This window comes from Nocardia sp. NPDC060249 (assembly GCF_042728755.1).
GTDB lineage: Bacteria > Actinomycetota > Actinomycetes > Mycobacteriales > Mycobacteriaceae > Nocardia.
Window position 1 is genome coordinate 17,506 of the sequence record NZ_JBHXAQ010000017.1, and the last position, 25,640, is coordinate 43,145.

Consider the following 25,640-nt stretch of genomic DNA (forward strand, 5'->3'; position numbering starts at 1 on the left):
GGGGGCAGCGTGGTTGAGAGCCGGGGCAGCGTGGACGACAGCCGGGTCGGTAAGGGCCGGGCGGGCGCGAGTACTCGCCGCAAGAGTTCGGGACAGCCGAATTGGGCGGGGGAGCGCTTCGGTGCGTGGTTGGCCCGGCCGCTCGCGTCGTTCCATCTGATCGTCACCATCGCGACGCTGCTCACCGTGCTGGGTCTGGTGATGGTGCTGTCGGCGTCGAGCGTCGAGGCCTACGCCGGTGGTGGTTCGGCCTACGCGCTGTTCATCCAGCAGGCCATGTTCGCCGGGCTCGGTGCCATCGCCTTCTATGTCGCGTTGCGGTTGCCGCTGCGGCTGTTGCGGCAGTGGTCGTTTCCGGTCTTCAGCATCTCGGTGCTCGCGCTGATGTTGGTGCTCATTCCCGGCATCGGCTCGGCGCACGGCGGCGCGCGGCGCTGGTTCGACATCGGGCCGTTGTCGATCCAGCCGTCCGAAGTGGTCAAGGTGACCCTGGTCGTGTGGGGCGCGCATCTGCTGGCCTCGCGCCGTGGCGCGGCGCTCAAGGACATCCTGGTGCCGCTGGTGCCCGCCGGTCTGCTCGTGTGCCTGCTGGTGGTGCTCGAACCGAACCTGTCGACCACCATCGCGCTGGGGATCGTGCTGATGGCGCTGCTGTGGTTCGGTGGGCTGCCGGTGCGGTTGTTCGTCGGGATCATGGTGACCGGCGTGGTCGCGGCGTCGGTGCTGGCGCTGTCGGCCGGGTACCGCTCCGACCGGGTGCGGGCGTTCTTCAACCCCGGTGACGATCCGCAGGGCGCCAACTATCAAGCGCGTCAAGCCAAGTACTCCCTCGCCGACGGCGGCATCTGGGGCCGCGGCCTCGGCCAGAGCCGCGCGAAGTGGAGCTATCTGCCCAACTCGCACAACGACTTCATCTTCGCCATCATCGGCGAGGAACTCGGCTTCCTGGGCTGCATGCTGGTCTTGGCGCTGCTCGCCCTGTTCGTCTACGCGGGTATCCGCATCGCGCTGCGCTCGGTCGACCCGTTCCTGCGCCTGCTCACCGCCACCGCCACCACCTGGATCACCGCGCAGGCGCTGATCAACATCGGCTACGTCGTCGGGCTGCTGCCGGTGACCGGGCTGCAGTTGCCGCTGGTCTCGGCCGGTGGTTCGTCGCTGGCGATCACGCTGTTCATGTTCGGCATCATCGCCAGCGCCGCCCGGCACGAACCGGAGGCGGTGTCGGCGTTGAAGGCGGGCCAGGACGGCAGGCTCAGCAGGCTGCTCCGGCTGCCGGTGCCCGAGGTGTACGCCCCGCCGGCGCCACGCAAGGTCGCGCCCCGCGCCAGAACCGAACGTCCACGTCAGGCCCCTCGCCGTCAGCCGCCCGCCGCCCGCAGGCGACGTGTGCCGGAAAGCCGCGGCACGAGTTCGCTACGGTCGACACGGGCGTGGGAGCCGACCTACCCGATGCCACACCGCCCGGTGAAACGGCGGACCGGCGGAGGCGGCGGAGCATGACCACGCACGCTTTCGCGAGATCGATTCGATACGACAGAGAACGAGGTAGATCCAGGTGAGTAACCCGCGATCCGGGTTGTCGGTGATCGTCGCAGGCGGAGGAACCGCAGGCCACATCGAACCCGCGCTGGCGGTCGCCGACGCGCTGCGCAGACTCGACGACTCGATCCGGGTGACCGCCTTGGGTACCGAGCGTGGACTCGAGACGAAACTGGTGCCCGAACGTGGGTACCCCCTGGAACTGATCCCCCCGGTGCCGTTGCCGCGCAAGCCCTCCGCCGACCTGCTGCGCCTGCCCGGCCGGGTGCTCGCCTCCGTCAAGGCGACCAGGGCGGTGATCGACGACGTGCAGGCCGATGTGATCATCGGCTTCGGCGGCTACGTCGCGCTACCCGCGTATCTCGCCGCGCGCGGCGGGCTGTTCGGCCGCAAGCGCACGGTGCCGGTGATCGTGCACGAGGCCAACGCGAAGGCCGGTATCGCCAACAAGGTCGGCGCGAAACTCGCGGCGAAAGTGCTCGCCGCCGTCCCGGATTCGGGGCTGGCGGGCGCGCAGGTCGTCGGCATCCCGGTGCGTGCGTCCATCACCGAACTCGACCGTGCCGCTCTGCGCGCCGACGCTCGCGCGCACTTCGGACTGCCCGCCGAGGGACCGGTGCTGCTGGTGTTCGGTGGTTCGCAGGGCGCGCGCAGCCTCAACGAGGCCGTCTCCGGCGCCGCACCGCAACTCGCGGCCGCGGGCGTCTCGGTGCTGCACGCGCACGGGCCCAAGAACAGCGTCGAGGTGAGTACCGCCGACGCTCCGGCCCCGTATGTGGCGGTGCCCTACCTGTCGCGGATGGACCTGGCCTACGCCGCCGCCGACGCGGTGGTGTGCCGGTCCGGTGCGATGACCGTGGCCGAGGTGTCGGCGGTCGGCTTGCCCGCCTTCTACGTGCCGCTGCCGCACGGCAACGGCGAACAGGAATTCAACGCCCGGCCGGTGGTCGCGCAAGGTGGTGGCACAATTGTGGCCGACGCCGAGCTGACCCCGAAATACGTGATCGATGAGGTGATTCCGCTGCTGCTCGACCCCGCTCGACTCGCGCAGATGAGCCGCGCCGCCGCAGGCGCAGGCCATCGCGACGCTGCCGGCACGGTGGCCAGGATCGTCACCGAGGTCGCCCGATGAGCGAGCCGGGCCAGGAGATCGGGGAGTCCGCGGGCGCGGCGCTGCCACCCGAACTCGAACGCGTGCACATGGTCGGCATCGGCGGTGCGGGCATGTCCGGTATCGCGCGCATTCTGCTCTCGCGCGGGGGCAAGGTCTCCGGCTCCGATGCCCGCGAGAGCCGTGGCGTGCTGTCGTTGCGGGCCCGCGGCGCCGAGGTGCGCATCGGCCACGCCGCCGACGCGCTCGACCTGCTGCCCGGTGGCCCGACGGTCGTGGTCACCACCTACGCCGCCATCCCGAAGACCAATCCCGAACTGGTCGAAGCGAACCGGCGCGACATTCCCGTGCTGATGCGCCCGACCGTGCTCGCGGCGCTGATGCGCGGGCACAAGACCCTGCTGGTCTCGGGCACGCACGGCAAGACCTCGACCACCTCGATGCTGATCGTCACGTTGCAGCACTGCGGCGCCGATCCGTCGTTCGCGGTCGGCGGTGAGCTCAACGAGGCGGGCACCAACGCCCACCACGGCAGCGGTGACATCTTCGTCGCCGAGGCCGACGAGTCCGACGGCTCACTGCTGCAATACGACCCGGACGTCGCCGTGGTCACCAATATCGAATCCGACCACCTCGACTACTTCGGCACCGACGAGGCCTACATCCAGGTCTTCGACGACTTCGCCGACCGGCTCGCCCCCGGCGGCCTGCTGGTGGTGTGCCTCGACGATCCCGGTTCGCTCGCGTTGGCTCAGCGGGTCGCGCCGCGCATGGCCGAACGCGGGATCGAGGTGCTCGGTTACGGTTCGGGCGATCTCAGCCAGGCGCCCGTGCCCGTCGGCGCGCGGCTGCTCGACTGGCAGCCGCGTGATGTCGGCGGCATCGTCGAGTTCCAGCTCGACGGCGAGACGATCCCGCGGGCGTTGCGCCTGTCGGTGCCCGGCAGGCACATGGCGCTCAACGCGCTGGCCGCGCTGCTGGCCGCTCGCGCCACCGGCGCCGACATCGACGAGATCGTGCAGGGGCTGGAGGGATTCGGCGGCGTGCACCGCCGGTTCCAGTTCACCGGCCGGGAGAACGGGGTGCGCGTCTTCGACGATTACGCCCACCACCCCACCGAGGTCCGTGCGGTGCTCGAGGCCGCCGCGCAACTGGTCGCCCAGGAAGCGCGGGACGGCGCCCGCCTGCAGCGCGGCCGGGTGATCGTGGTGTTCCAGCCGCATCTGTACAGCCGCACCGCCACTTTCGCCACGGAGTTCGGCACCGCGTTGAGCCTGGCCGACGAGGTGGTCGTGCTCGACGTCTACGGCGCGAGGGAAGACCCGCTGCCCGGCGTCAACGGCGCGCTGGTCGCCCAGTCGGTGACCACGCCCGTGCACTACCAGCCGGATATGTCCAAGGTCGGCAAGCAGGTTGCTGCACTCGCGGGCGACGGTGACGTCGTGATCACCATGGGCGCGGGCGATGTGACGATGCTCGGCACGCAGATCCTCGACGGCCTGCGGGCCAGGCCGCAGCAGGGCAGCCGGTGAGATTGCCGATGCCCGCCGCGCGCGGGTGGCACGGCTACCGTCTCTGGACGGTGGTCGGGGTGGTCGTGGTGAGCCTGCTGGTGGTGCTGGCCTGGTTCACCCCGGTGCTGTCGGTGCGCACGGTGCGTGTCGACGGGCTGTCGGCGGTGCCGGAGGCCGACGTGCGTGGCCGGCTCGAAATTCCGGACGGCCGTTCGATGTTGCGTATCGATACCACCGCCATCGCCCAGCGTGTCGCCGCGATCCCGAAGGTGCGTTCGGTCCGGGTGCAGCGTAAATTCCCCTCGACAGTGCTGGTCACCGTGGTGGAGCGAACACCGGTGGTGTACTTCGACGCGCCGGACGGCGCCCACCTGGTCGACGCCGAGAGTGTCGAATTCGCGATCGAGTCCGAACCGCCCATCGGGGTGCCGAAACTGCTCACCGAGGGCTCGTTCACCGGGCCCGCGGCGGCCAGGGCGGCGGTGGATGTGCTGGTCACCCTGCCACCCGCGTTGTCGGTGCAGGTGGGCGAGGTTGTCGCACGGTCGATTTCGGACGTCTCGCTGAGCCTTCGCGATGGCAGGAAGGTAGTGTGGGGCGGCACGGGCGACGGTGAGCGCAAAGCTGCTGTCGTGTTGCCACTACTGACCCGTGAGGGGACCGTGTTCGACGTTTCGAGTCCGAATCTGGTCACGGTAAAGTGAGCGACATTCTTTGTGGCACAAGATTCTGGCTCTCATCTCGGCGCGCCTGCGCCGGGATCGCAGTGGCTGCGAATAGCGTTCCGCAGCAGTCGGATACTTGACATAACGCCAACCCTATGGTTGAGGTTGAGGGTTTAAGATCGAAGGAAGGCGAGAGCCCATGACGCCCCCGCACAACTACCTTGCAGTGATCAAGGTCGTCGGTATCGGCGGCGGCGGCGTGAACGCCGTCAACCGAATGATCGAACAGGGACTCAAGGGAGTCGAGTTCATCGCGGTCAATACCGACGCGCAAGCCCTGCTGATGAGTGATGCCGACGTCAAACTCGATGTCGGCCGGGAACTCACCCGCGGCCTCGGTGCCGGAGCCGATCCGGAAGTCGGCCGCAAGGCCGCAGAGGACCACAAGGACGAGATCGAAGAGGTGCTCAAGGGTGCCGACATGGTCTTCGTCACGGCGGGCGAGGGCGGTGGCACCGGTACCGGTGGCGCCCCCGTCGTCGCCAGCATCGCCCGCAAGTTGGGCGCCCTGACTATAGGGGTCGTCACCCGGCCGTTCTCCTTCGAAGGAAAACGGCGCGGGAACCAGGCCGAAGTGGGGATCAACCTGCTGCGCGAGTCGTGCGACACCCTCATCGTCATTCCGAACGACCGGCTGCTGCAGCTGGGCGACGCGGCGGTGAGTCTGATGGACGCCTTCCGCTCCGCGGATGAGGTGCTACTCAACGGTGTTCAGGGTATTACCGACCTGATCACCACCCCCGGCCTGATCAACGTCGACTTCGCCGACGTGAAGAGCGTGATGTCGGGTGCCGGATCGGCACTCATGGGCATCGGCTCGGCGCGGGGCGAGGGGCGTTCGGTGAAGGCGGCCGAGACCGCGATCAACTCGCCGCTGCTCGAAGCCTCCATGGACGGCGCGCACGGCGTGCTGCTCTCGATCGCGGGTGGTTCCGACCTCGGACTGTTCGAGATCAACGAGGCGGCCTCGCTGGTGCAGGAGGCGGCCCACATCGAGGCCAACATCATCTTCGGTACGGTCATCGACGATTCGCTCGGCGACGAGGTGCGAGTCACCGTCATCGCCGCGGGTTTCGACGGTGGCGGCCCGTCGCGACGCAACCCGGAGTCCAGCGCGGCCACGACCAGCCGGACCGGGGTGAACCCCATCGGTTCCGGCCGCGCGGGCGAGATCGGCCAGGGACGTCCGTCCGAGGCGCCGTCGCGTCCCACCGAGCCCGCCACGGCCGGGGTGTCCGGTGGCCGGGCCTCGGCGCCGAACTACCGCGATACCGAGCGGTACCGGGAGTCGGAGCGTCAGCGGGTCACCGAACGCGCGATGAACCAGGTCAACAACCCGGAAGTGCGCGAAGGCGACGACGACGACGAGATCAACGTCCCGGACTTCATGCGTCGATAAGCGTTCGCAGACACGAAAAGCGCCCGAACTCCTGGAGAGTTCGGGCGCTTTCGCGTGCTGCGGGCGGCTCAGCCCTTGGCGCTGCCGAGGCAGTAGGTGATCTTCGGATCATTGACCACGAGCACCTGGTCGGCGTCCTCGCCGCACAGCTGCTCGTCGACCTGACCGTCGACGCGGGTGACGACCTTGAAGCTGGCGTCGGACGCGGTGCACGGCACGAACTTGTAGCCGGTCATCATGCCCTCGTTGTAGCAGCTGCCCTCCTTGAAGTTCGGGGCGAGACAGAGGAACGCGACCGTACCGCCGCTGCCGAAGGTCTCCTCGTAGGAGGTGTAGTCCTCGTGGCACTCGACCTTCTTGTCGTGGACCTGAACGACCTGGTAGACGGCGTTCTCGGCCGAGCACGGGACCGGCTCGGTCTTGGAGTCGATCACCGACGCCGAGATCACGTTGATGCACTCACCGACCTTCGAGCGGGCGGTATCGGACTTGCTCGCGTCCTTGGCGACCTCGGTGACCTTGTCCACGGCCGAGCAACTCGCGGCACCGAGTGCCGTGACCGCCAGCAGTGCGAGCGAGAACCGCGAAACCATTCCCTTGCCGGTGAACCTCATGCGAACCTTCTTTCTGCAGAACCTCACCGCGGACCCTTCGGCGGTGTAGGCCCCGATCACCCAACCTCACCCGGCCCCGGCGAGCATCCGGGAAACCACGGTAATTTCGCGGCGGTGGCACCGTTATGCTCTGATCCGGCCGTCCACGGCCGATCTCGCCAGTGAGGTACGGAGTGTCATGTTCGAACGCGCATTCGTCGGCCGCGCCGCCGAACTCGCCGCGCTGAACACGGCTTTCACCGGCTCGGACGCACCCTGGTTGCTGCTGGTCGACGGGCCGGCCGGAATCGGCAAGTCCCGCTTGATCGCCGAGTTCGTCGGCGCGGCCCGCTGCCGGGCCGTGGTGGTCACCGGCGCCGAAGACGCCCAGTCGCAGCCGCACTATCTCGCCGAGGACATCGTCGAGCAGGTGGGCGCCGACGCGGATGACGCGTCCGCGGCGGCACCGGAAGCCTCGGGAGTGACGCCGGATTCCCGCGACCGTGCCGAGCTCGTTCGCCACGTGCGGCGTGCGCTCGGCGCGGTCGAGACCCTGCTCGTCGTCGATGACGCGCAGTGGGCGGACCCGGAATCGTTGCGGCTGCTGACCTTTCTGATTCGGAACCGGCCTCGGGGATTCCGGCTGCTGCTGTCCTTCCGCGACGGTGGCTGCCCACCGTCGATCGCCCGATCGGTCCGCGCGCCGCAGGTGCGGACCGTGCACGTGCGGGTTCCTCCGTTCACCGCGGCCGATGTCGACGGGTTGCTGCCGGGGGAGGACCCGGGTCGGCGGGCCAGATTGTTCGTCGCGTCCCACGGCAATCCGCTGTACCTGACGCTGCTCGCCGATCTGCCCGACCGTGAGCTGGACCGGGCACTGCACGGGGAGGAACCCGACCCCGCGTCGAACGATTACGCGGCGCTGGACCGGACGATCCGCGCCGAGCTGGCACAGCTTCCGGACACCGAGCGGCTCGTGGCACAGGCCATCGCGGTGTGTGGTCTGCCGCCCGACCTCGAATTGTTGTGCTCGACGGCCGCTCTCGCGGACGCTGTGGTGGTCGCGGCGGTGGACGGTCTGGTTCGGCGCGGCGTGGTCGGCACCGCCGACGGTGCGGTGACCTTCGCCCATCCGTTGATTCGCACGGCCGCCTACCGGGTGTCCGGGCACGGCTGGCGGGCGATGGCGCACCGCAGGGCCGCGCTCGCCCTGCGCGCGCGTGGCGCGTCGATGCCCTCGCGCGCACGTCATCTCGAGCTCGCGCTGCTCGGCGCCGACGAGATCGCGGGCGCGGAACTGCGACTGGCGGCCGAGCAGGTGCTCGCCGACGCTCCGGCGGCGAGCGCCCGCTGGCTCTCGGCCGCCGCGCGGATCGCGCCCGCGACCGACGACCCACTCGCCGACGCCTTGGCGCTGGGCCGGGCGCAGTTGCTGTCCGGGGCGGCCGAGCAGGCGGGGCAGACCCTCGAACCGGCGGCGGCCACCGCGGGTCGGCACCAGTTGGAAGCGCTGCTGCTGTCGGCCCGTTGCGCGCGCATGCTCGGCCGCATCGACCAGGCGCGAACGCTGCTGGCCCACGGTGCGACGCTGCCTCGCCGCCCCGGCGACGGACCGGTGCAACTGGAACTCGCGATCCTGGAAATGCAGGACCACCAGGACGCCGAAGGCCGGGCCCGCCTCACCGCCCTGTTCGACTCCGATGCCATCGACGACCCGGCCGTTCGCGCCGCCGCGATCGCCCTGCGCTGCCTCGGCCTGCTCGCCGACGTGCGCATCGCCGAGGCCGCCCAGCTCTACGACCCCTGCGGCCGAGCCTTCGGCCTGCTCACCGACACCGCCCTGCGCGAAGTGGTCCATGCCGCCCCCGCGTTCGGCTGGTGCGCGTACTTCCTCGACCGCGACGCCGACGGCCTGCACCACCTGGACCGCGCGATCGCGGTGAGCCGCCGTTTCGGCCGCACCTACGCTCTCGCCGAACTCCACACGGTCCGCGCGTACTCCCTGGGGAAACTGGGCCGCCTGCACGAGGCCATCGCCGCCGCCGACGAAGCCACCGACGCCGCGACCACCTTCCACTACCCCGACCTGGTCTCCTTCGCCGGCGCGCTGAAACTGCGCACCCTGCAAGTGACTGCCCCACCCGAGGCGGTAACCACCCAGTGGCACGCCATCGCCGCCCTCCCACGCCCCACCGTCCGCTGGTGGCGCCAGGCAGTGGAGACAACCCTCGCCGAAACCGCCCGAACTCTGAACCTTCCCGCCACACCCGCACCCGAACCCGGCCGCCCCGGCCCGCTGACCCCGACCCATCTGTCCCGGGCCGCGCACGCCGCCGTCGCCACGGGCGACCTCGTCACCGCCGCCGCACTGATCACCCGCGCTGAAGCCGCCGCCCACCTCGGCGCGGGCGGGGTGTCCCTCGCGTCGGACCCGGTCGCCCGAGCCGAACCGCCTGCCACCGCGATCCGCGATCACCGCACGGGCGACTCGACTTCGGTTGCCTACGCGGACACGCGCGCATCGGTGACCGTCCCCGCCCGGGGCGATGCCGCGATGGGCTCGACCCCGGAGCCCGACGGGGTGACAACAGTGAACGACAATTCCGCCGGGGTCGTCGACTGTCTGGGCAGCCAGGTCGGCGCGGCGGCATTCGCGCGGGCCGACTACGCCGCGGCGACCGGCGATCTGGCGGCGGCGGCCGCGAGCACCGAGGTGGCGATCGCGGCGTTCGCCCGCGCCGGGATGGTGGTGAGCCGGGCGCAGGCCGAGTTGTTCGCCGGGGTGATAGCCGGAAGGAGCGGTGACTTCGGCGCCGCGACCAGCCGGTTCGCTTCCGCGCGCGCGGCGTTCGTCGTCACCGGGGCCATCCGCCTGCTCGACGAAGTGACCACCGAACAACGCCGCCTCGCAGGCGCCCGGCGAGTCGGTACTCCCGCCGCCCTGACCGGACGCGAACGCGAAGTCGCCGAACTGGCCGCTCACGGCCATACCAACAAAGCGATCGCCGAGCACCTGTATCTCAGCCCCCGCACCGTCGAGGACCACCTCGGCCGGGTGCTGCGCAAACTAGGGCTGAGCAGCCGCGCGGGCATCGCCCGCAAGCTCGGCGAGCTCGACTCCGCGCAGTCCACCGGGTGAGCTCCGCCGACCGGCTTGATCGAGGTCACTGCGCGCGATGACCGCCCGGCTCGGTGACCGCACTACGCTCGAACACATGACTTCCGCACCGCCTACCGTGACCGTTCGCCGGGTGACCACCACCCGCGCCGGTGGCTTCTCCGCCGCGCCCTACGACTCGTTCAACCTGGGTGATCACGTCGGTGACGATCCGGAAGCCGTGCGTCGCAACAGGATTCGGTTGGCCGAAGGCATCGGCCTCACCCCTGACCGGCTGGTGTGGATGGAGCAGGTCCACGGACGCACTGTGGAGATCGTCGACGGGCCGCGCGCCGAACCGGTGCCGGTGACCGACGCACTGGTCACGACCGTGCCGGGACTGGCGCTGGTGGTGCTCACCGCCGACTGCGTGCCGATCCTGCTCTCCGACGACGAGGCAGGCGTCATCGCCGCCGTGCACGCGGGCCGCGTCGGCGCCCGGATCGGCATCGTGGGGCGCGTGCTGGACGCGATGGTCTCGGCCGGCGCACGCGTCGACCGCATCGGCGCCTTCCTCGGTCCCGCCGCCTCGGGTCGCCAGTACGAGGTCCCCGCCGCGATGCGCGCCGACGTCGAAGCCCACCTGCCCGGCAGCGCGACCACCACCGTCCGGAAAACCCCCGGTCTCGACCTGCGCGCGGGCATCCGCCGGCAGCTCACCGAGGCGGGTGTCGCCGGAATCGCCGTCGACCCCCGGTGCACCATCGAGGACAAAACCCTGTTCAGCCACCGCCGCGGCGCCCCCACGGGCCGCATCGCCGGCGTGATCTGGATGGATCCCGCCGCATGACGACAGAGACCGCGACCGACCGCACCGCAGAGCTCTCGGCCCGCCTCGACGGCCTGCTCGCGCGCATCGACGCCGCCGTCGACGCCGCGGGACGCCCGGCCGGTTCGGTCCGCCTGCTCCCGGTGACGAAGTTCTTCCCCGCCACCGATGTGGCCATCCTGCACGCTCTCGGCCGTCGCGAATTCGGCGAGTCGCGCGAGCAGGAGGCCTCGGCGAAGGTCGGCCAGCTGGCCTACGACGATGTCGAATGGCACATGATCGGTCGTTTACAACGCAACAAGGCCCGCTCGGTCGCGCGATGGGCGCACACCGTGGCCTCGGTCGACAGCGAACGCCTGGCAAACGCCCTGGACCGGGCGGCGCAGGACGCACTCGCAGCCGGCGAGCGTATCGCGCCGCTGCGGGTGCTGCTGCAGGTGAGCCTGGACGCCGACCCCGGACGCGGGGGTGTCGCACCGGCCGATCTGCTCGCCGTGGCCGACCTGGTAGCGAAGGCGCCCGGCCTGCATCTGGCCGGTCTGATGGCGATTCCGCCCCTTGACGCCCCGAGTGATGTGTCGTTTGCGAATCTTGCGACATTGCACACTTCGCTGCTGAGGCAACACGCCGAAGCCACCGAACTTTCTGCAGGTATGTCGGGTGATTTGGAGATTGCGGTCGAACACGGTTCGACGTGTGTGCGTGTCGGAACCGCCTTGATGGGCGCGCGGCCGATAACCTCGGCGTAGCAAAGAAACCTCACCAGTCACATTCGACACATACGATTGGGACTGAAGAGGCGCTGAGCAAGAACTTCAACACCCGGCCGCCACCGGGGCCGAAGGAAGGTCGACCAGATGAGTACCCTGCATAAGTTCAAGGCGTACTTCGGCATGGTTCCGCTCGATGAGTACGAAGACGACTACGTCGACGATCATGCCCCTCGCGGCGTCGAGGAGCGCGCCGGTCGCGCCCGTCCGCGCAGCTACGACCGCTATGCCGAAGACCGTTACGGCGCCGACCGTTTCGAGGACGAGGTCGACGACTTCCCGCAGCCGGCGTACAAGTCGGCCTACCAGGCGCGTCGCGACGACTATGTCGCCGACACCTACGCCGACGATCGCTACGAGACGCCGCGTCGCCCCACCAGGATCGAAACGGCGCCGTCGTCGGGCCGGTCCTTCCGGGCAGGCGGTGTCGCACCCGGTATGCGCGGCTCCACTCGTGGTGCGCTCGCGGTCGATCCCGACGCCGAGGAGCGCAGGCTGGAGGAGCGCATGCGCCCCGAGCCCGCACCCGCGCGACGTCCTGGGATCTTCGAGGACGGAGGTCCCTTGTCCAAGATCACCACGCTGCGTCCGCGCGATTACAGCGAGGCCAGGATCATCGGTGAACGGTTCCGTGAGGGAAATCCGGTCATCATGGACCTGGTCGATCTGAGCAATGCCGATGCCAAAAGGCTGGTCGATTTCGCGGCCGGACTCGCTTTCGCCCTGCGTGGTTCGTTCGACAAGGTGGCGACGAAGGTGTTCCTGCTCTCACCGGCCGACGTGGACGTATCGGCGGAAGAACGCCGCCGCATCGCCGAAAACGGCTTCTACAACCAGAAATAGAGAACGCACACCGGATACCGAGATGGCCGCCCGCGCACTGCGCGGCGCGGCCATTTTGCACCCTGCCGATTTTGCGGCAGAGTGAAGCCGTGGCCCTGTTCGCGGTTCTGTACCTCGTGCTTTTCATCTTCTGGCTGTTGCTCATCAGTCGGGTGATCGTCGAGTTCATTCGCAGTTTCGCGCGCGACTGGCGCCCGACCGGTGTGGTGGTGATCGTCCTGGAGGTGATCTTCACCGTGACCGACCCCCCGGTGAAACTGCTGAGGCGGTTGATACCTCCTGTGAATCTTGGGGGGATTCGTCTCGATCTTTCGATAATGGTCCTGCTCTTCCTCGTCTTCATCCTGATGTCGATCGTGGGTAGGCTCGGTCAGCCCGTGACCTCCGTGTGACACAATGAATCGAGAAGACCGCTTGCTAGTTCTCCAAAAGACGCGTGAAGGGATCCTTCGATGCCGCTGACTCCTGCCGATGTGCACAACGTCGCGTTCAGCAAACCGCCGATCGGTAAGCGCGGCTACAACGAGGACGAGGTCGATGCTTTCCTGGATCTCGTCGAACAGGAGCTTTCGCGCCTGATCGAGGAGAACGCCGACCTGCGTCAGCGGGTCGCCGAACTCGACACCGAGCTGGCCGACGCCAAGAAGAACCGTGGTCCTGCCCCGGTCAGCGCCCCGAAGGCGCCCGTGCAGCAGGCACCTCCTCCCGCGCCGGAACCCGTTCCGCAGCCGATTCCGGTCGCGCCGCCCGCCCCGATGCCCGTCGCGGCGCCGGCGCAGAACAACGGCCCGGACGCGAACATGCAGGCCGCGAAGGTGCTCACCCTGGCGCAGGAGATGGCCGACCGCCTGACCACCGACGCCAAGACCGAGGCCGAGGGACTGCTCTCGAACGCGCGAGCAAACTCCGAGCGACTGGTCGGCGACGCCCGCACCCGTTCGGAAGCGATGATCGCCGACGCGCGGCAGAAGTCCGACGCGATGCTGGCCGACGCGCAGAACCGCTCCGACACCCAGATCCGGCAGGCCAAGGACAAGGCCGAGGCGCTCACCGCCGACGCCGAGCGTCAGCACGCCGAGATCATGGCCACGATCACGCAGCAGCGCACGGTGCTGGAAAGCCGTATCGAGCAGCTGAAGACGTTCGAGCGCGAGTACCGCGTGCGCCTGAAGTCGTACCTGGAATCGCAGCTGGAAGAGCTCGAGAACCGTGGGTCGGCCGTGCCGGTCGACGGCGGCGAGTTCGCGGGCGAAACCAACGGTTCGGCCAACAGTCTGGCTCCGGCCTCCTTCGCCAAGGGCGGCAAGTAAACTAGTTCCCGAGTCGCGCGACGCAGCGCGTCGCGTGATTCGGGAATGCCCAGTTATCGTCGGGCTGCTCGGTTGGCTTGGGAGTCACCATGCTCGTCTTGACGCTTGTTCTGGCGGCGATCGGTTTCGGACTGCTCGTCGCGGCGCTCGCCACCGGTTCGGTGGTGTGGGCGTGGGGGTGCATTCTGATCTGCGTAGTCGGTGCCGCGAGTTTGCTCGTGAGCGCGCTGGCCACCCGAAAACCCGAGAGCGAACCGGTCCCGCCCGGCCGACACGCCCGGCGGAACTGAACGGGCGCGGAATATCCACTGGACGAGCCCGGTTAGAATCGAACTACACATGGCACCGATCCGGCTATCACCGGGGAGCCTTCGGAAGAACGGCGCACGTCAGCGCTCAGTAGAACCGAACGGGTGAGCCCGTCACAGCTCACACAACGAGAGGCCTGAACCCCTTCGTAGGGAGGGGATCAGGCAAACGGGGTGGTACCGCGGTACGGCGCACCGGCGCCGACATCGTCCCCGTGCCCACATCTCGCGCTCACGGCGCGGCGGCACGAGGAGCAATCCGCGATGGCGGACGAGACAACTACCGGCAGCGCCTACCCCCGGGTCGACTTCGGCGCGGGTTCGGGCGCCACGTTCCCGGAGCTCGAAACCCAGGTGCTCGACTACTGGGCCCGCGACGACACCTTCCGCGCCAGCATCGACAATCGCGACAGTGAGGGTGAGTTCGTCTTCTACGACGGGCCGCCGTTCGCGAACGGTCTGCCGCACTACGGCCACCTGCTGACCGGCTACGTCAAGGATCTGATCCCGCGCTTCCAGACCATGCGTGGCAAGAAGGTCGACCGCCGCTTCGGCTGGGACACCCACGGTCTGCCCGCCGAGATCGAAGCCGAGAAGCAGCTCGGTATCACCGACAAGGCCCAGATCGACGAGATGGGGCTGGCCGAGTTCAACGCCGCCTGTCAGTCGTCGGTACTGCGCTACACCGGTGAGTGGCGCGATTACGTCACCCGGCAGGCCCGCTGGGTCGACTTCGACAACGACTACAAGACCCTCGATCTCGACTTCATGGAGTCGGTCATGTGGGCGTTCAAGTCGCTGCACGAGAAGGGCCTGATCTACCAGGGCTTCCGCGTGCTGCCCTACAGCTGGTACGAGCAGACGCCGCTGTCGAACCAGGAGACCCGCCTCGACGACGCGTACAAGATGCGCCAGGACCCCGCGGTCACCGTGGACATGCGCCTGAGCGTCCCCGCCGAGCATCCCTTCGCCGCGCTGGACGGCGCGAACGCGCTGATCTGGACCACCACGCCGTGGACCCTGCCGTCCAACCTGGCGATCGCGGTACACCCCGACGTGCGCTACGTGCACGTGCGCGGCGCCGACGACAAGCGCTACCTGCTTGCCGCCGAACGTCTGTCGCACTACAGCCGCGAACTGGGCGAGCAGCCGCAGGTGCTCGGCGAGTACGACGGTGCCGCCCTGTCCGACCTGTCCTACGCCCCGCCGTTCGACTTCTTCGTCGGCCACCCGAACTCGCACCGCGTGCTCACCGCCGACTACGTCACCACCGACTCCGGAACCGGAATCGTCCACCTCGCACCGGCTTTCGGTGAAGAGGACATGGATGTCGCGACGGCCAACGGCATCGAGATCGTGCAGCCACTCGACCCGGCGGGCAAGTTCACCTCGATGGTGCCGCCGTACGAGGGCCTGATGGTCTTCGATGCCAACCCGGTGATCATCAAGGATCTCAAGGCCGCCGGAAAGCTGTTGCGGCACGAGACGATCGAGCACTCCTACCCGCACAGCTGGCGCTCCGGTCAGCCGCTGATCTACATGGCCGTGCCGTCCTGGTTCGTCGCGGTCACCAAGTTCCGCGACCGGATGGTCGAGCTGAACCAGCGGATCAGCTGGGTGCCCGAGCACATCCGCGACGGCCAGTTCGGCAAGTGGCTCGAAGGCGCGCGCGACTGGAACATCAGCCGCAACCGCTACTGGGGCAGCCCGATCCCGGTCTGGGTCTCCGACGACCCGGCCTACCCGCGCGTGGACGTCTACGGTTCGCTCGACCAGCTCGAAGCCGACTTCGGCGTGCGCCCCACCGACCTGCACCGCCCGCACATCGACGATCTCACCCGGCCCAATCCCGATGACCCGACCGGGAATTCGACGATGCGCCGGGTCCCCGAGGTGCTCGATTGCTGGTTCGAGTCGGGCTCGATGCCCTACGCCCAGGTGCACTACCCGTTCGAGAACAAGGAGTGGTTCGACAGCCACTTCCCCGGCGATTTCATCGTCGAGTACAACGGGCAGACCCGCGGCTGGTTCTACACGCTGCACGTGCTCTCGACTGCGCTGTTCGACTCGCCGTCGTTCAAAACGGTGGCCGCGCACGGCATCGTGCTCGGTGACGACGGCCTGAAGATGTCGAAGTCGAAGGGCAACTATCCCGACGTCAACGAGGTCTTCGACCGCGACGGCTCCGACGCCATGCGCTGGTTCCTGATGAGCTCGCCCATCCTGCGTGGCGGCAACCTCATCGTCACCGAGCGTGGCATCCGCGAGGGCGTGAGCCATGCGATGCGGCCGCTGTGGAACGCGTGGACCTTCCTGCAGCTCTACGCCTCGAAGCCCGGCGTGTGGCGCACGGATTCGCCGAACGTGCTCGATCGCTACATCCTCGCCAAGCTCGCGGTCACCCGCGACGTTGTCACCGAGGCACTGGAGACCTACGACATCGCCGGTGCCGCCGACGAGTTGCGTGGGTTCGCCGACGCGCTCACCAATTGGTATGTGCGCCGTTCGCGTTCGCGGTTCTGGTCCGAGGACCGCGACGCGGTCGACACCCTGCACACGGTGCTGGAGGTGGTCACCCGTCTCGCCGCGCCGCTGCTGCCGCTGATCACCGAGGTGATCTGGCGCGGGCTCACCGGCGAGCGTTCGGTGCACCTCACCGACTGGCCGACCGAGACCGAGCTGCCGCACGATCCCGAACTCGTCGCCGCCATGGACGAGGTGCGGGTCGTGTGCTCGACGGTGCTGAGCTTGCGCAAGGCGCAGAACCTGCGGGTGCGGCTGCCCCTGGCCGAGGTCACCATCGCCGCGGCCGATGCCGAGCGGCTCGCGCCGTTCACCGAGCTGATCGCCGACGAGGTCAACGTCAAGAAGGTCGACCTGACCACCGATGTCTCGGCGCACGGCCGGTTCGAGCTGGTCGTCAACGCGCGCGCCGCGGGCCCGCGCATCGGCAAGCAGGTCCAGACGGTGATCAAGGCCGTCAAGGCGGGGGAGTGGAGCGAGTCCGCCGACGGTGTCGTCACCGCCGCCGGGATCACCCTGCTGCCCGAGGAGTACACCCAGCGTCTGGTGGCCGCCGAACCCGAGTCCACCGCCGCCCTGCCCGGCAATGCCGGCCTGGTGGTGCTGAACTCGGTGGTCACCGAGGAGCTGGAGGCCGAGGGCTGGGCCCGCGACCTGATCCGTGACCTGCAGGAGACCCGGAAGTCGCAGGGGCTGGAGGTGTCCGACCGGATCAGTGTGGTGCTGGACGTTCCCGCCGAGCGGGCGGAGTGGGCCGCGACCCACCGCGACCTGATCGCCGGGGAAATCCTCGCCACCGCACTGACTTTCGGTGATGCCGGGGCCGATGCCGCCGAGATCACCGGTGGTGTGAAGGTGTCGGTCACGAAGGTCTAGTACTGCCGGACAGCGAAAGGGCGGGACCTGCTGGTCCCGCCCTTTTTCGCGTGAATGTGGTTACTCGACAACCAGTTCCACCGGGATGTTGCCCCGGGTGGCGTTGGAGTACGGGCACACCTGGTGGGTGGCCTCGATGAGCTGGTTCCCCTGCTCGTTGTGCAGGTGCTCCGGCAGTTCCACGCGCAGCACGACCGAGAGTCCGAACCGGCCGCCTTCCAGGGGGTTCAGACCGACCTCGGCGGTCACCGAGGCGTCGTCGGCGTCGAGCTTCATCCGCTTGGCGACCAACTGCAGCGCACTGGCGAAACAGGCCGAATAACCCGCCGCGAAGAGCTGCTCCGGGTTGGTGCCCGCGCCGTCGCCGCCCATCTCCTTGGGGCGGGCGAGCGTCAGATCGAGGACGCCGTCATCGGTGTAGGAACGGCCGTCGCGGCCGACCGAGGTTGCGACCGCGGTGTAGAGGGGTGCCATGTTGTCCTCCTAGACAGACTTGTCTGTTCGCTTGTGAACCCCAGAGTAGACAGACCTGTCTGGTATCGTCAAGAGGAAGCGCTGATTCCCGGAAAGGACACAGGTCAGGCGATGAGTGCGGCTCGTGAACGTCTACTCGACACGGCAACCCGGTTGTTCTATACCGAGGGTGTCCACACGGTGGGCATCGACCGGATCATCGCCGAGGCCGGCATCGCCAAAGCCACGTTCTATCGACACTTCAAGACCAAAGAAGACCTGGTGGTCGCCTATTTGGAGCGCGAATACGCCCGCCAGCGCGACGCGCTGGAATCGGTGCCCGGCGAGGGCTTCGCCACTATCACCACCATCTTCGACACTCTCAGCGACATCAGTTGCGGCCCCGGCTTCCGTGGCTGCCCCTTTCTTAATGCCGCCGTCGAATTCCCCGACCCGCGACACCCCGTGCGTCGCGTCGTCGACGATTACCGCACCTGGTTTCGCGAACTGATGGCCGAACACCTCCGTGCGGGCGGCCATTCCGCCCCGGACGACGCGGCCCGTGCCCTGCTGCTCACCCGTGACGGCGTCACCATCAGCGGCGGTGTCGGTGACGGCGACACGGTGCGCGCCGGCATCCGTGCGGCGTTGACCCACATCGCCTGAGCGTTCTCAAAAATATGCTGGAAAGTTGCTGAAGTCGATGACATCGACGAGCCTGTCCGGCACAATCGTGATGTTGCTGCTGATGCGCATGGAACCGCTGAGGCGACAGTAACTGCTCGTGACGATTGTCCTGTGGAAACGGTGCCGCGCCGAGGATGGCAACCTCCCGGCGCGACACCGGATCAGTGGGTGGCTCACCCGAGGATCAGGCGATGCCGCCCGATAGCCGACCAGCCGGAAGATCGACTCCCGGCCGTGAGGAAGGGCGCGCACATGAAGCGAAAAATCCTGAGACGGTTGGCCTTCGGCTTCGTCGCCACCGTCACCACGACAGCAGCCCTCGCCGGTCCCGCCTTTTCCCAGCCGGGTAGCGCGTCGGGCTCGGGAGAGTCGGGCTCGGGAGCGTCGGGATCATCATCGGGGAGTTCCAGTGGCTCCGGCATGATTCCGTTTCCCAGCGCCACCGGTATCGGCGCACTCACCGCCGCCATGACCCAGCTCGGCAAACCGTACGAGTGGGGCGCCATGGGCCCGCACTCCTGGGACTGCTCGGCGCTGGTCCAGTGGGCGTTCCGGCAGGTCGGCGTCTCCCTACCGCGCACTACCTGGGAGCAGGCGAAGGTCGGCCTCCCGGTGACCTTCGGCGGTCTGGCGCCGGGCGACGTCGTCATCCTCAACGGCGACGGCTCCCATGTCGGCATCTACGCGGGCATGGGCCAGCTCCTCGACGCCCACGATTGGGGCGTCCCGGTCGGCCTGCACCCGCTGCGAGAATTCGATATCTTCGCGATTCGCCGGTTCTAGTTCTCGTCCACCAGCTGACGCAGCAGCGGGCCGTATTCGGGATGGGCCAGCGCCGAGGCGAACTGGGCCACCAGGTAGTCGGCCGGGTTGCCGGTGTCGTACCAGCGGCCCTGGATGACCTGGCCGTACACCGCGTGCTCGGCGGCGTAGTTGTTGATCGCGTCGGTCAGGTACACCTCGCCGGTCTGGTGGGTGTACCAGTTCTCGGTCTGGATGCGCAGCTCGTCGATGATGCCCGGCGTCACCACGTAGCCACCGATCGCCGCGAACGCCGACGGCGCGTCCTCGGGCTTGGGCTTCTCCATCAGGCCGGAGATGCGCAGCAGCCCGTCGTCGAGGTCCTCGCGCACCACGGGCACGCCGTAGCGCTGCGACTCACCCGGCGACATGGGCAGCAGCGCCAGCACCGGGCACCCGGTGGATTCGTAGGCGGTGATCAGCTGCTGAGCGCGCGGAACCTCGGCGACGAACACATCGTCGGGCCACAGCACCAGCATCGGCTCGTCGCCCAGATGACGTGCGGCGTTGAGCACCGGCGTGCCGTTACCGTACGGACCGTGCTGGTCGAGGTAGGTGATGTGCCCCTCGCGGGAGAGCTCGCCGACCTCCTCCACGGCGTCGGCGTAGGCGGACTTGCCGTCGGCGCGGAGCTGCGCGACCAGTGCCGGATTCGGCCGGAAGTGATCCTGGATCAACGACTTGCCGCTGCTCACGACGATGGTGATGTCGGTGATCCCGGAGGACACCAGCTCACGCACGGTGTGCTCGATGACCGGTTTGTCCCCGACCGGCAGCATCTCCTTCGGCGTCGCCTTGGTCAGCGGAAGCAGCCGGGAGCCGATTCCCGCCGCCGGAATGACAGCCTTGCGGATCTTCATCTCCCGATCATCACATATTCGGCTGTGTGATCGGTGTGCGACGGCTGGCAACGGCTCGAGGAATTGTCGGTGGCGCGGCGTAGATTGCGCTCGTGAGCACCCACACCCCTGCCGCCGGGGCTCCGGCCAGGCCGGATGCGGCGGTCACCGCCCGTCGCTGGGTGCTGCACATCGATATGGATGCTTTCTTCGCGTCGGTCGAACAATTGACCAGACCCACGCTGCGTGGCCGCCCGGTCCTCGTGGGTGGGGCGAGTCAGCGCGGTGTCGTCGCGGGGGCCAGCTACGAGGCTCGGGTCTACGGCGCGCGCTCGGCCATGCCGATGCACCAGGCCCGGCGGTTGATCGGCGTGTCGGCGGTGGTCGTCCCGCCGCGTGGCGCGCTGTACTCGGTGCTGAGCGGGCAGGTGTTCGACGCGTTGCGCAGCCGTGTTCCGGTACTGGAGACGCTGTCGTTCGACGAGGCCTTCGCCGAACCGGCCGAGTTGGCCGGAGCGAGTGTCGGGCAGGTCGAGGACTATTGCGCGATGCTGCGCGCGCTGGTCCGAGCGCAGACCGGGCTCACCGCCTCGATCGGCGCGGCGACCGGGAAACAACTCGCCAAGATCGGCTCCGGTCTCGCCAAACCCGATGGGATGCGGGTCATCTCGCCTTCGGAGCAGGGTGCGTTGCTCGCCGCGCTGCCGGTGCGCAAGCTGTGGGGGATCGGCCCGGTGGCCGAGTCCAGACTGCGCAGCCTCGGCATCGAGACGGTCGGCGCGTTCGCCGCGCTGCCGGAATCGGAGGCTGTCTCGACCCTCGGTGGCAGCATGGGCGCCGCCCTGCACCGGCTCGCGCGCGGGATCGACGACCGTCCGGTCACCGAACGCGCCGAGGCCAAGCAGATCAGCGCCGAGAACACCTACGAGCGCGACATCGTCACCATGGCCGACCTGCGCGCCGCCGTCACCGCGATGGCCGCGTCGGCGCATCGCAGGCTCGAACGCGACGGCCGCGCCGCCCGCACCGTGGTCCTCAAGCTCAGGAAGTCCGATATGGGCATCGTGACCAGGTCCTTCACTCTGCCGTACGCCACCGCCGACCTGGCCACCCTGGCCGCGGCCGCGCAGCGTTCGGCGATTGATCCGGCCGAACTGGGCCCGATCCGGCTCGTCGGTGTGGGCTACGGGGGATTGTCGCTGGTGCGCCAGGAATCGCTGTTCCCCGAACTGGATCAGGCGGTGCCCGCCGATCTCGGCACTGTCGAGGATCCGCCGCCGCCGTCCCCGGACGAGCCGGATCTGCCTGCGGGACTGTGGTTTCCGGGAATGGATGTGCATCATCCGGAATTCGGGCACGGCTGGGTGCAGGGCGCGGGCTACGGCGTGGTGACCGTGCGTTTCGAGACCAGTTCGACAGGTCCCGGTGCGGCGCGTACCTTTCCAGCCGATGACACGGGGCTGACACGGGCCGATCCGCTCGCCAGTCTCGCGTGAAGAGTAGCCTCGGCTACCGCGATGGAATCACTCCCACCTCGAACGCAAAGGACGAGCAGTTGAAGCTTCGTACGACCGGACGTGTAGCGATCGCCGGACTGGCCGTGGTCGCCGCCCTCGGCCTGAGCGCGTGCAGCGACGACAAGGGTGACAAGCCCGCCGCCAAAGCCACCACCAGCGCGAAGGCGTCGGCGTCGGCGGCCGCGGACCTGCCCCCGGTGCCGACCGTGGAACAGCTCAACCAGCAGCTCACCACCGCGCTGGATCCCTCGGTCCCCAACGACCAGAAGCTGGACTTCGTGCAGGGCGGCGAGGCCGACCCCGAGCTGCCGAACCGCTTGGCCCAGGCCGCCTCGGACGCCAATGTTCAGGTGCAGGTCACCGAGGTGACCTCCTTCGGCGACAGTGTCAACGCCAAGGCCAACTTCACGGTCAACGGCCAGACCAATGTCGTCGACGTGCCGTTCGTGGCCGAAGACGGCAAGTGGAAGGTCCAGAAGTCGTGGGCCTGCGGCATGATGACCAACCTGGGCCAGACCTCGGTCGCCTGCCCCTGATCTGCCACGCCCCGGCCCCGTTCGGACGTTTCCGGGCGGGGCTTTCGCGTGTGAGTCGCGACGGTGTTTCGCCTGCTGCCGGTGGCGCGGCTACTATCGGGCCCCGTGGTAGAGACGATCGTGCGGCAGGGGCATCCGCCCAAGGATGTGTCGGAGCCGGCGCGACGTGATCGCCCCGGGTGGGCGCGCATCGTCGCGATCGTCGCGGGACTGATCGGCATTCTCAGTGCCGCGGTGATCCCGTTCCTGCCCGTGCGGGTCGACGCCGCGACGGTGTCCTGGCCCCAACAGGGGTCGCCCGCCGCGGTCGAGTCGCCGCTCGTCGCCTACGCGCCCGCCGCCCTCTCGGCGACGGTGCCGTGCGCCGCGCTGAGTTCGCTGGCCGCGACCGGCGGTGTCGCGGTCTCGACCGTGCCGCGGCAATCGGCCGATATGGAGAAGTACGGCTTCGTCGTGAAGGTGGTCGCCGATACCGCCGAACGTCCCGGCCGGGTGGACGTGGTCTCGCGCTCGACCCTGGTGTGGACGGCCCCGCTGGCCGACGTGCTCGACCGATCCTGCGCGCTGACGATCGCGATCACTCCGCAGGAATCCACGGTCACCACAACGGGTGTCGGCGAGGGTGCCGCCGTCGCCGCCGATCTGCGTCCCCAGGTCGTCGGCGTATTCAGTGAGCTCACCGGCGCCGCCCCCGCGGACCTCGCGGTACGTGTCGACGTCGACGCCCGCTACACGTCGTCCCCGACCTGGCTCAAACTGGCTGCCATCGTGCTGTGCCTGCTGGCCACAGCGGTGTCGCTGTTCGCGCTGCACCGTCTCGACGCCCTCGACGGCCGCTCCGCGCGCCGATTCCTGCCGCAACGCTGGTGGCGGCTGCGCCCGGTCGACTGGCTGGTGTTCTCGGTGCTGCTCGTCTGGCATTTCATCGGCGCCAACACCTCCGACGACGGCTACATCCTCGGCATGGCGCGGGGTGCGCGCAGTTCGGGCAACATGTCCAATTACTACCGCTGGTTCAGCCTCGACGAGGGCCCGTTCTACACCCCGTACGTCGACATCATCGGCTGGCTCACCCACATCTCCGCGGTCAGCCCGCTGGTCCGGCTACCCGCCCTCGGTGCGGGCGTGCTCACCTGGTGGTTGATCAGCCGCGAAGTACTGCCCCGCCTCGGCGTCGCGGTGCGCCGCGAACGCATCGCCACGTGGACCGCGGCCTTCGTCTTCCTGGCCTTCTGGCTGCCCTACAACAACGGGCTGCGTGCGGAATTCGTTGTCGCGCTGGGTGTTCTGGTCACGTGGGTATCGGTCGAACGGGCGATCGCGACCCGTCGACTCGTCCCGTTCGCCGTGGCGGTGATCGTGGCCGCGTTTACCCTCACCGGCGCGCCCTCGGGCCTGATCTGCCTCGGCGCCTTGGTGGCCGGTGCGCGTGTCGTCACCGCGATGATCGTGACGCGGTCGAAGTCGGTGGGCTACCTCGCGCAACTGCTCCCGATTCTGGCCGCGGGCACGGTGGTGCTCACCGTCGTCTTCGCCGACCGGACCTTCGCCGGGGTGCGGGAGATGTTCGCCGTGCACAACGTGATCGGGCCGGGGGAGTCCTGGTTCTTCGAGTTCCTGCGCTACCAATACCTGCTGCAACTCAATGCCGATGGCTGGCTGACCAGGCGCTTCGGCGTCTTCGCGATGCTGATCGGCCTCATCGTCTGCATTGCCGTCATGCTGCGGCGCGGTGGCCACATCCCCGGCATCGCCGTCGGCCCGACCCGGCGCATGCTCGGTATCACCCTCGCCGCCATGGTGCTGATGATGTTCTCGCCCACCAAGTGGACCCACCAGTTCGGTGTGTTCGCGGGCCTGGCCACCTGTGTCGCCGCGGTGACGGCGGTCGCGGTGAGCGGGCACGTCCTGCGGCCGATGCGCAATCGCGCGCTGTTCGCCGCCGGTGTCTTCTTCGCCCTCGCCATGACCTGGGTCGGCGCCAACGGCTACTGGTATGTCTCCTCGTGGGGGATTCCCTGGTGGGACAAGCCGCCGACCGTCGCCGGTTACGGCGTCTCGACCGTGTTCGTCGGTCTGACCCTGCTGGCGCTCGCCGCGGCCGCGTGGTTCCACGTCCACCCGAACCTGAACCCGAAGGCCAAGGTCGGCTGGTTCGCGGGGACCCCCGTTCTCGCTGTCGCCGCCGCGATGATGGTGCTGTTCGAGGTGGCCTCCTTCGCCAAGGCCACCGTCGCCCAGTACCCCGCGTATTCGCTCGCCGGCTCCAACCTCTCCGCGGCTTTCGCCGGTGGGTGTGGGATGGCCGACGAGGTACTCGTCGAAACCGACCCGAACGCGTCGATGCTCGCGCCGCTGTCCGGCGATATGACCAGCACGATGAACGGCACCGACTCGACCGGCTTCCGGGCCGGCGGTGTCGCGCCGGTGCTCACCTCCGACGAGGTGGAATCGACCACCGGCCAAGCGAATTCGGTGTCCGACGACCCCGACAAGCCGCGCGACGCCGCCACCTCGGCGGGCTCGGAGTCACGGCAGGGCTCGTTGCAACTGCCCTTCGGTCTCGACCCCGCGACCACCCCGGTTCTCGGTAGCTACCGGCCCGGCACCCAGGAGCCCGCCGCGCTGACCACGGGCTGGTTCCGGCTGCCCGACGGCCCGCGCGGCCCGCTGCTCGCGATGTCGGTAGCAGGCCGGATCCGCTCGGTCGATGCCGACGGCATCGTTCACCCCGGCCAGGAACTGGCCCTCGAGTACGGCACCGCCGCGGCCGACGGCAGCGTCACCGTGACCGGCCAGATCTCGCCGACCGATATCGGCCCGGCGCCGATGTGGCGCAATCTGCGTGTCCCGATGGACCAGCTGCCCGCCGAGACGAGCGCTGTTCGCTTGGTCGCCGCCGACAAGGACCTCGGTGCCGACCAGTGGCTCGCGGTCACCCCGCCGCGCATGCCGCAGACCACCACGCTCAGCGCATTGGTCGGCCGTGAGGCGCCGGTGTTGCTGGATTGGGCTGTGGGACTGCACTTCCCGTGCCAGAACCAGATGCCCACCTACAACGGCATCGCCGAGCTCCCCGAATACCGCATCCTGCCCGACCGCAACGGCGCCACCATCACCAACCTCTGGCAGGGCCACGACGGCGGCGGTCCGCTCGGCTGGACCCAGCTCCTCTTCACCGCCCGTACCCTGCCGACGTACCTGAACAACGACTGGGACAGGGACTGGGGCTCGCTCGAGCAGTATCTGCCGCTCGACACCACCGCCTCCCCTGCGAAGGTCACCGTCGACTCCGCGAACCGCTGGGGCACCTGGACTCCCGGCCCCGTCATCACCGCCTGGTAGCCGCCCGTCTCGGGATCGCAGA

At 68.7% G+C, this 25,640-nt stretch carries 21 protein-coding genes; 18 read left to right on the forward strand and 3 right to left on the reverse strand.

Features of this window, described 5'->3' with window-relative positions; translation table 11 throughout:
• Window positions 1–9 precede the first annotated feature (9 nt).
• From ftsW to ftsZ, 5 genes are all read left to right on the forward strand, one after another.
• Window positions 10–1,503, forward strand: a complete 1,494-nt coding sequence (ftsW, locus tag ACFWFP_RS32000; protein WP_379301331.1) for a putative lipid II flippase FtsW — start codon at window positions 10–12, stop codon at window positions 1,501–1,503.
• Between the two features lie 55 nt (window positions 1,504–1,558).
• On the forward strand, window positions 1,559–2,674 hold the full coding sequence (gene murG, locus ACFWFP_RS32005) for an undecaprenyldiphospho-muramoylpentapeptide beta-N-acetylglucosaminyltransferase (protein WP_379301333.1): 1,116 nt from the start codon (window positions 1,559–1,561) through the stop codon (window positions 2,672–2,674).
• Window positions 2,671–4,185, forward strand: coding sequence for a UDP-N-acetylmuramate--L-alanine ligase (gene murC, locus ACFWFP_RS32010; RefSeq protein ID WP_379301335.1), 1,515 nt, complete (start codon window positions 2,671–2,673; stop codon window positions 4,183–4,185). Before murG ends, murC begins: the two co-directional genes overlap by 4 nt.
• Window positions 4,186–4,193: 8 nt before the next feature.
• Window positions 4,194–4,871, forward strand: a complete 678-nt coding sequence (locus ACFWFP_RS32015; RefSeq protein WP_379301445.1) for a cell division protein FtsQ/DivIB — start codon at window positions 4,194–4,196, stop codon at window positions 4,869–4,871.
• A gap of 160 nt (window positions 4,872–5,031) precedes the next feature.
• Entirely contained in the window at window positions 5,032–6,291 is a 1,260-nt protein-coding gene (ftsZ, locus tag ACFWFP_RS32020) for a cell division protein FtsZ (RefSeq protein WP_379301337.1), read from the forward strand.
• A 68-nt stretch (window positions 6,292–6,359) separates the two neighbouring features.
• On the opposite strand, the gene ACFWFP_RS32025 is transcribed toward ftsZ, so the two are convergent.
• On the reverse strand, window positions 6,360–6,905 hold the full coding sequence (locus tag ACFWFP_RS32025; RefSeq protein ID WP_379301339.1) for a hypothetical protein: 546 nt from the start codon (window positions 6,903–6,905) through the stop codon (window positions 6,360–6,362).
• Between the two features lie 178 nt (window positions 6,906–7,083).
• Here ACFWFP_RS32025 and ACFWFP_RS32030 point away from each other — a divergent pair, with 178 nt between their 5' ends.
• The 8 genes from ACFWFP_RS32030 (at window position 7,084) to ileS (ending at window position 17,440) form a co-directional block, all read left to right on the forward strand.
• Window positions 7,084–10,023, forward strand: coding sequence for an AAA family ATPase (locus tag ACFWFP_RS32030; protein WP_379301341.1), 2,940 nt, complete (start codon window positions 7,084–7,086; stop codon window positions 10,021–10,023).
• A gap of 76 nt (window positions 10,024–10,099) precedes the next feature.
• Window positions 10,100–10,831 carry a peptidoglycan editing factor PgeF gene (gene pgeF, locus ACFWFP_RS32035; protein ID WP_379301343.1) on the forward strand — a complete coding sequence of 244 codons (732 nt, stop codon included), beginning with the start codon at window positions 10,100–10,102 and terminating at the stop codon, window positions 10,829–10,831.
• The gene (locus ACFWFP_RS32040) at window positions 10,828–11,559 is read left to right on the forward strand and encodes a YggS family pyridoxal phosphate-dependent enzyme (protein ID WP_379301345.1); all 732 of its coding nucleotides are present in this window, start codon (window positions 10,828–10,830) and stop codon (window positions 11,557–11,559) included. Before pgeF ends, ACFWFP_RS32040 begins: the two co-directional genes overlap by 4 nt.
• Before the next feature lie 108 nt (window positions 11,560–11,667).
• Window positions 11,668–12,423 (forward strand): cell division protein SepF, encoded by a 756-nt coding sequence (locus ACFWFP_RS32045; protein WP_379301347.1) that lies wholly within the window; start codon window positions 11,668–11,670, stop codon window positions 12,421–12,423.
• A gap of 89 nt (window positions 12,424–12,512) precedes the next feature.
• On the forward strand, window positions 12,513–12,815 hold the full coding sequence (locus tag ACFWFP_RS32050) for a YggT family protein (protein ID WP_056816435.1): 303 nt from the start codon (window positions 12,513–12,515) through the stop codon (window positions 12,813–12,815).
• A 60-nt stretch (window positions 12,816–12,875) separates the two neighbouring features.
• Complete coding sequence (locus ACFWFP_RS32055; RefSeq protein ID WP_379301349.1) at window positions 12,876–13,733, forward strand: DivIVA domain-containing protein; 858 nt, start codon at window positions 12,876–12,878, stop codon at window positions 13,731–13,733.
• Window positions 13,734–13,822: 89 nt separating this feature from the next.
• Window positions 13,823–14,023: a hypothetical protein gene (locus ACFWFP_RS32060; RefSeq protein ID WP_067459298.1), complete on the forward strand. Its 201-nt coding sequence runs from the start codon at window positions 13,823–13,825 to the stop codon at window positions 14,021–14,023.
• Between the two features lie 282 nt (window positions 14,024–14,305).
• Window positions 14,306–17,440, forward strand: coding sequence for an isoleucine--tRNA ligase (gene ileS / locus ACFWFP_RS32065; protein ID WP_379301351.1), 3,135 nt, complete (start codon window positions 14,306–14,308; stop codon window positions 17,438–17,440).
• Window positions 17,441–17,500: 60 nt separating this feature from the next.
• Here the strand turns inward: ileS and ACFWFP_RS32070 are convergent, their stop codons facing one another.
• Complete coding sequence (locus ACFWFP_RS32070) at window positions 17,501–17,914, reverse strand: organic hydroperoxide resistance protein (RefSeq protein WP_063005377.1); 414 nt, start codon at window positions 17,912–17,914, stop codon at window positions 17,501–17,503.
• A 111-nt stretch (window positions 17,915–18,025) separates the two neighbouring features.
• Between ACFWFP_RS32070 and ACFWFP_RS32075 the strand changes: the two genes are divergently transcribed.
• The gene (locus ACFWFP_RS32075) at window positions 18,026–18,559 is read left to right on the forward strand and encodes a TetR/AcrR family transcriptional regulator (RefSeq protein WP_379301353.1); all 534 of its coding nucleotides are present in this window, start codon (window positions 18,026–18,028) and stop codon (window positions 18,557–18,559) included.
• 273 nt (window positions 18,560–18,832) lie between these two features.
• Window positions 18,833–19,363 (forward strand): NlpC/P60 family protein, encoded by a 531-nt coding sequence (locus tag ACFWFP_RS32080; protein WP_379301355.1) that lies wholly within the window; start codon window positions 18,833–18,835, stop codon window positions 19,361–19,363.
• Here ACFWFP_RS32080 and ACFWFP_RS32085 read toward each other — a convergent pair.
• A complete protein-coding gene (locus tag ACFWFP_RS32085; RefSeq protein ID WP_379301357.1) occupies window positions 19,360–20,241 on the reverse strand; it encodes a UTP--glucose-1-phosphate uridylyltransferase in 882 nt (293 codons plus the stop codon). The two genes, ACFWFP_RS32080 and ACFWFP_RS32085, sit on opposite strands and share 4 nt — an antisense overlap.
• Before the next feature lie 176 nt (window positions 20,242–20,417).
• On the opposite strand from ACFWFP_RS32085, the gene ACFWFP_RS32090 reads away from it, so the two are divergent.
• The 3 genes from ACFWFP_RS32090 (at window position 20,418) to ACFWFP_RS32100 (ending at window position 25,618) form a co-directional block, all read left to right on the forward strand.
• Window positions 20,418–21,716: a DNA polymerase IV gene (locus ACFWFP_RS32090; protein ID WP_379301447.1), complete on the forward strand. Its 1,299-nt coding sequence runs from the start codon at window positions 20,418–20,420 to the stop codon at window positions 21,714–21,716.
• Between the two features lie 59 nt (window positions 21,717–21,775).
• Window positions 21,776–22,273, forward strand: a complete 498-nt coding sequence (locus tag ACFWFP_RS32095) for a hypothetical protein (protein ID WP_378636720.1) — start codon at window positions 21,776–21,778, stop codon at window positions 22,271–22,273.
• Window positions 22,274–22,378: 105 nt separating this feature from the next.
• Window positions 22,379–25,618, forward strand: a complete 3,240-nt coding sequence (locus ACFWFP_RS32100) for an arabinosyltransferase domain-containing protein (RefSeq protein ID WP_379301359.1) — start codon at window positions 22,379–22,381, stop codon at window positions 25,616–25,618.
• The last annotated feature ends 22 nt before the right edge of the window (window positions 25,619–25,640 follow it).

Coding starts and splice junctions, on each gene's coding strand:
- murC (WP_379301335.1), top strand. CDS start 2,671: ATGAGCGAGCCGGGCCAGGAGATCGGGGAGTCCGCGGGCGCGGCGCTG.
- ACFWFP_RS32015 (WP_379301445.1), top strand. CDS start 4,194: ATGCCCGCCGCGCGCGGGTGGCACGGCTACCGTCTCTGGACGGTGGTC.
- ftsZ (WP_379301337.1), top strand. CDS start 5,032: ATGACGCCCCCGCACAACTACCTTGCAGTGATCAAGGTCGTCGGTATC.
- ACFWFP_RS32025 (WP_379301339.1), bottom strand. CDS start 6,905: ATGAGGTTCACCGGCAAGGGAATGGTTTCGCGGTTCTCGCTCGCACTG.
- ACFWFP_RS32030 (WP_379301341.1), top strand. CDS start 7,084: ATGTTCGAACGCGCATTCGTCGGCCGCGCCGCCGAACTCGCCGCGCTG.
- pgeF (WP_379301343.1), top strand. CDS start 10,100: ATGACTTCCGCACCGCCTACCGTGACCGTTCGCCGGGTGACCACCACC.
- ACFWFP_RS32040 (WP_379301345.1), top strand. CDS start 10,828: ATGACGACAGAGACCGCGACCGACCGCACCGCAGAGCTCTCGGCCCGC.
- ACFWFP_RS32045 (WP_379301347.1), top strand. CDS start 11,668: ATGAGTACCCTGCATAAGTTCAAGGCGTACTTCGGCATGGTTCCGCTC.
- ACFWFP_RS32055 (WP_379301349.1), top strand. CDS start 12,876: ATGCCGCTGACTCCTGCCGATGTGCACAACGTCGCGTTCAGCAAACCG.
- ACFWFP_RS32060 (WP_067459298.1), top strand. CDS start 13,823: ATGCTCGTCTTGACGCTTGTTCTGGCGGCGATCGGTTTCGGACTGCTC.
- ileS (WP_379301351.1), top strand. CDS start 14,306: ATGGCGGACGAGACAACTACCGGCAGCGCCTACCCCCGGGTCGACTTC.
- ACFWFP_RS32070 (WP_063005377.1), bottom strand. CDS start 17,914: ATGGCACCCCTCTACACCGCGGTCGCAACCTCGGTCGGCCGCGACGGC.
- ACFWFP_RS32075 (WP_379301353.1), top strand. CDS start 18,026: ATGAGTGCGGCTCGTGAACGTCTACTCGACACGGCAACCCGGTTGTTC.
- ACFWFP_RS32080 (WP_379301355.1), top strand. CDS start 18,833: ATGAAGCGAAAAATCCTGAGACGGTTGGCCTTCGGCTTCGTCGCCACC.
- ACFWFP_RS32085 (WP_379301357.1), bottom strand. CDS start 20,241: ATGAAGATCCGCAAGGCTGTCATTCCGGCGGCGGGAATCGGCTCCCGG.
- ACFWFP_RS32090 (WP_379301447.1), top strand. CDS start 20,418: ATGGATGCTTTCTTCGCGTCGGTCGAACAATTGACCAGACCCACGCTG.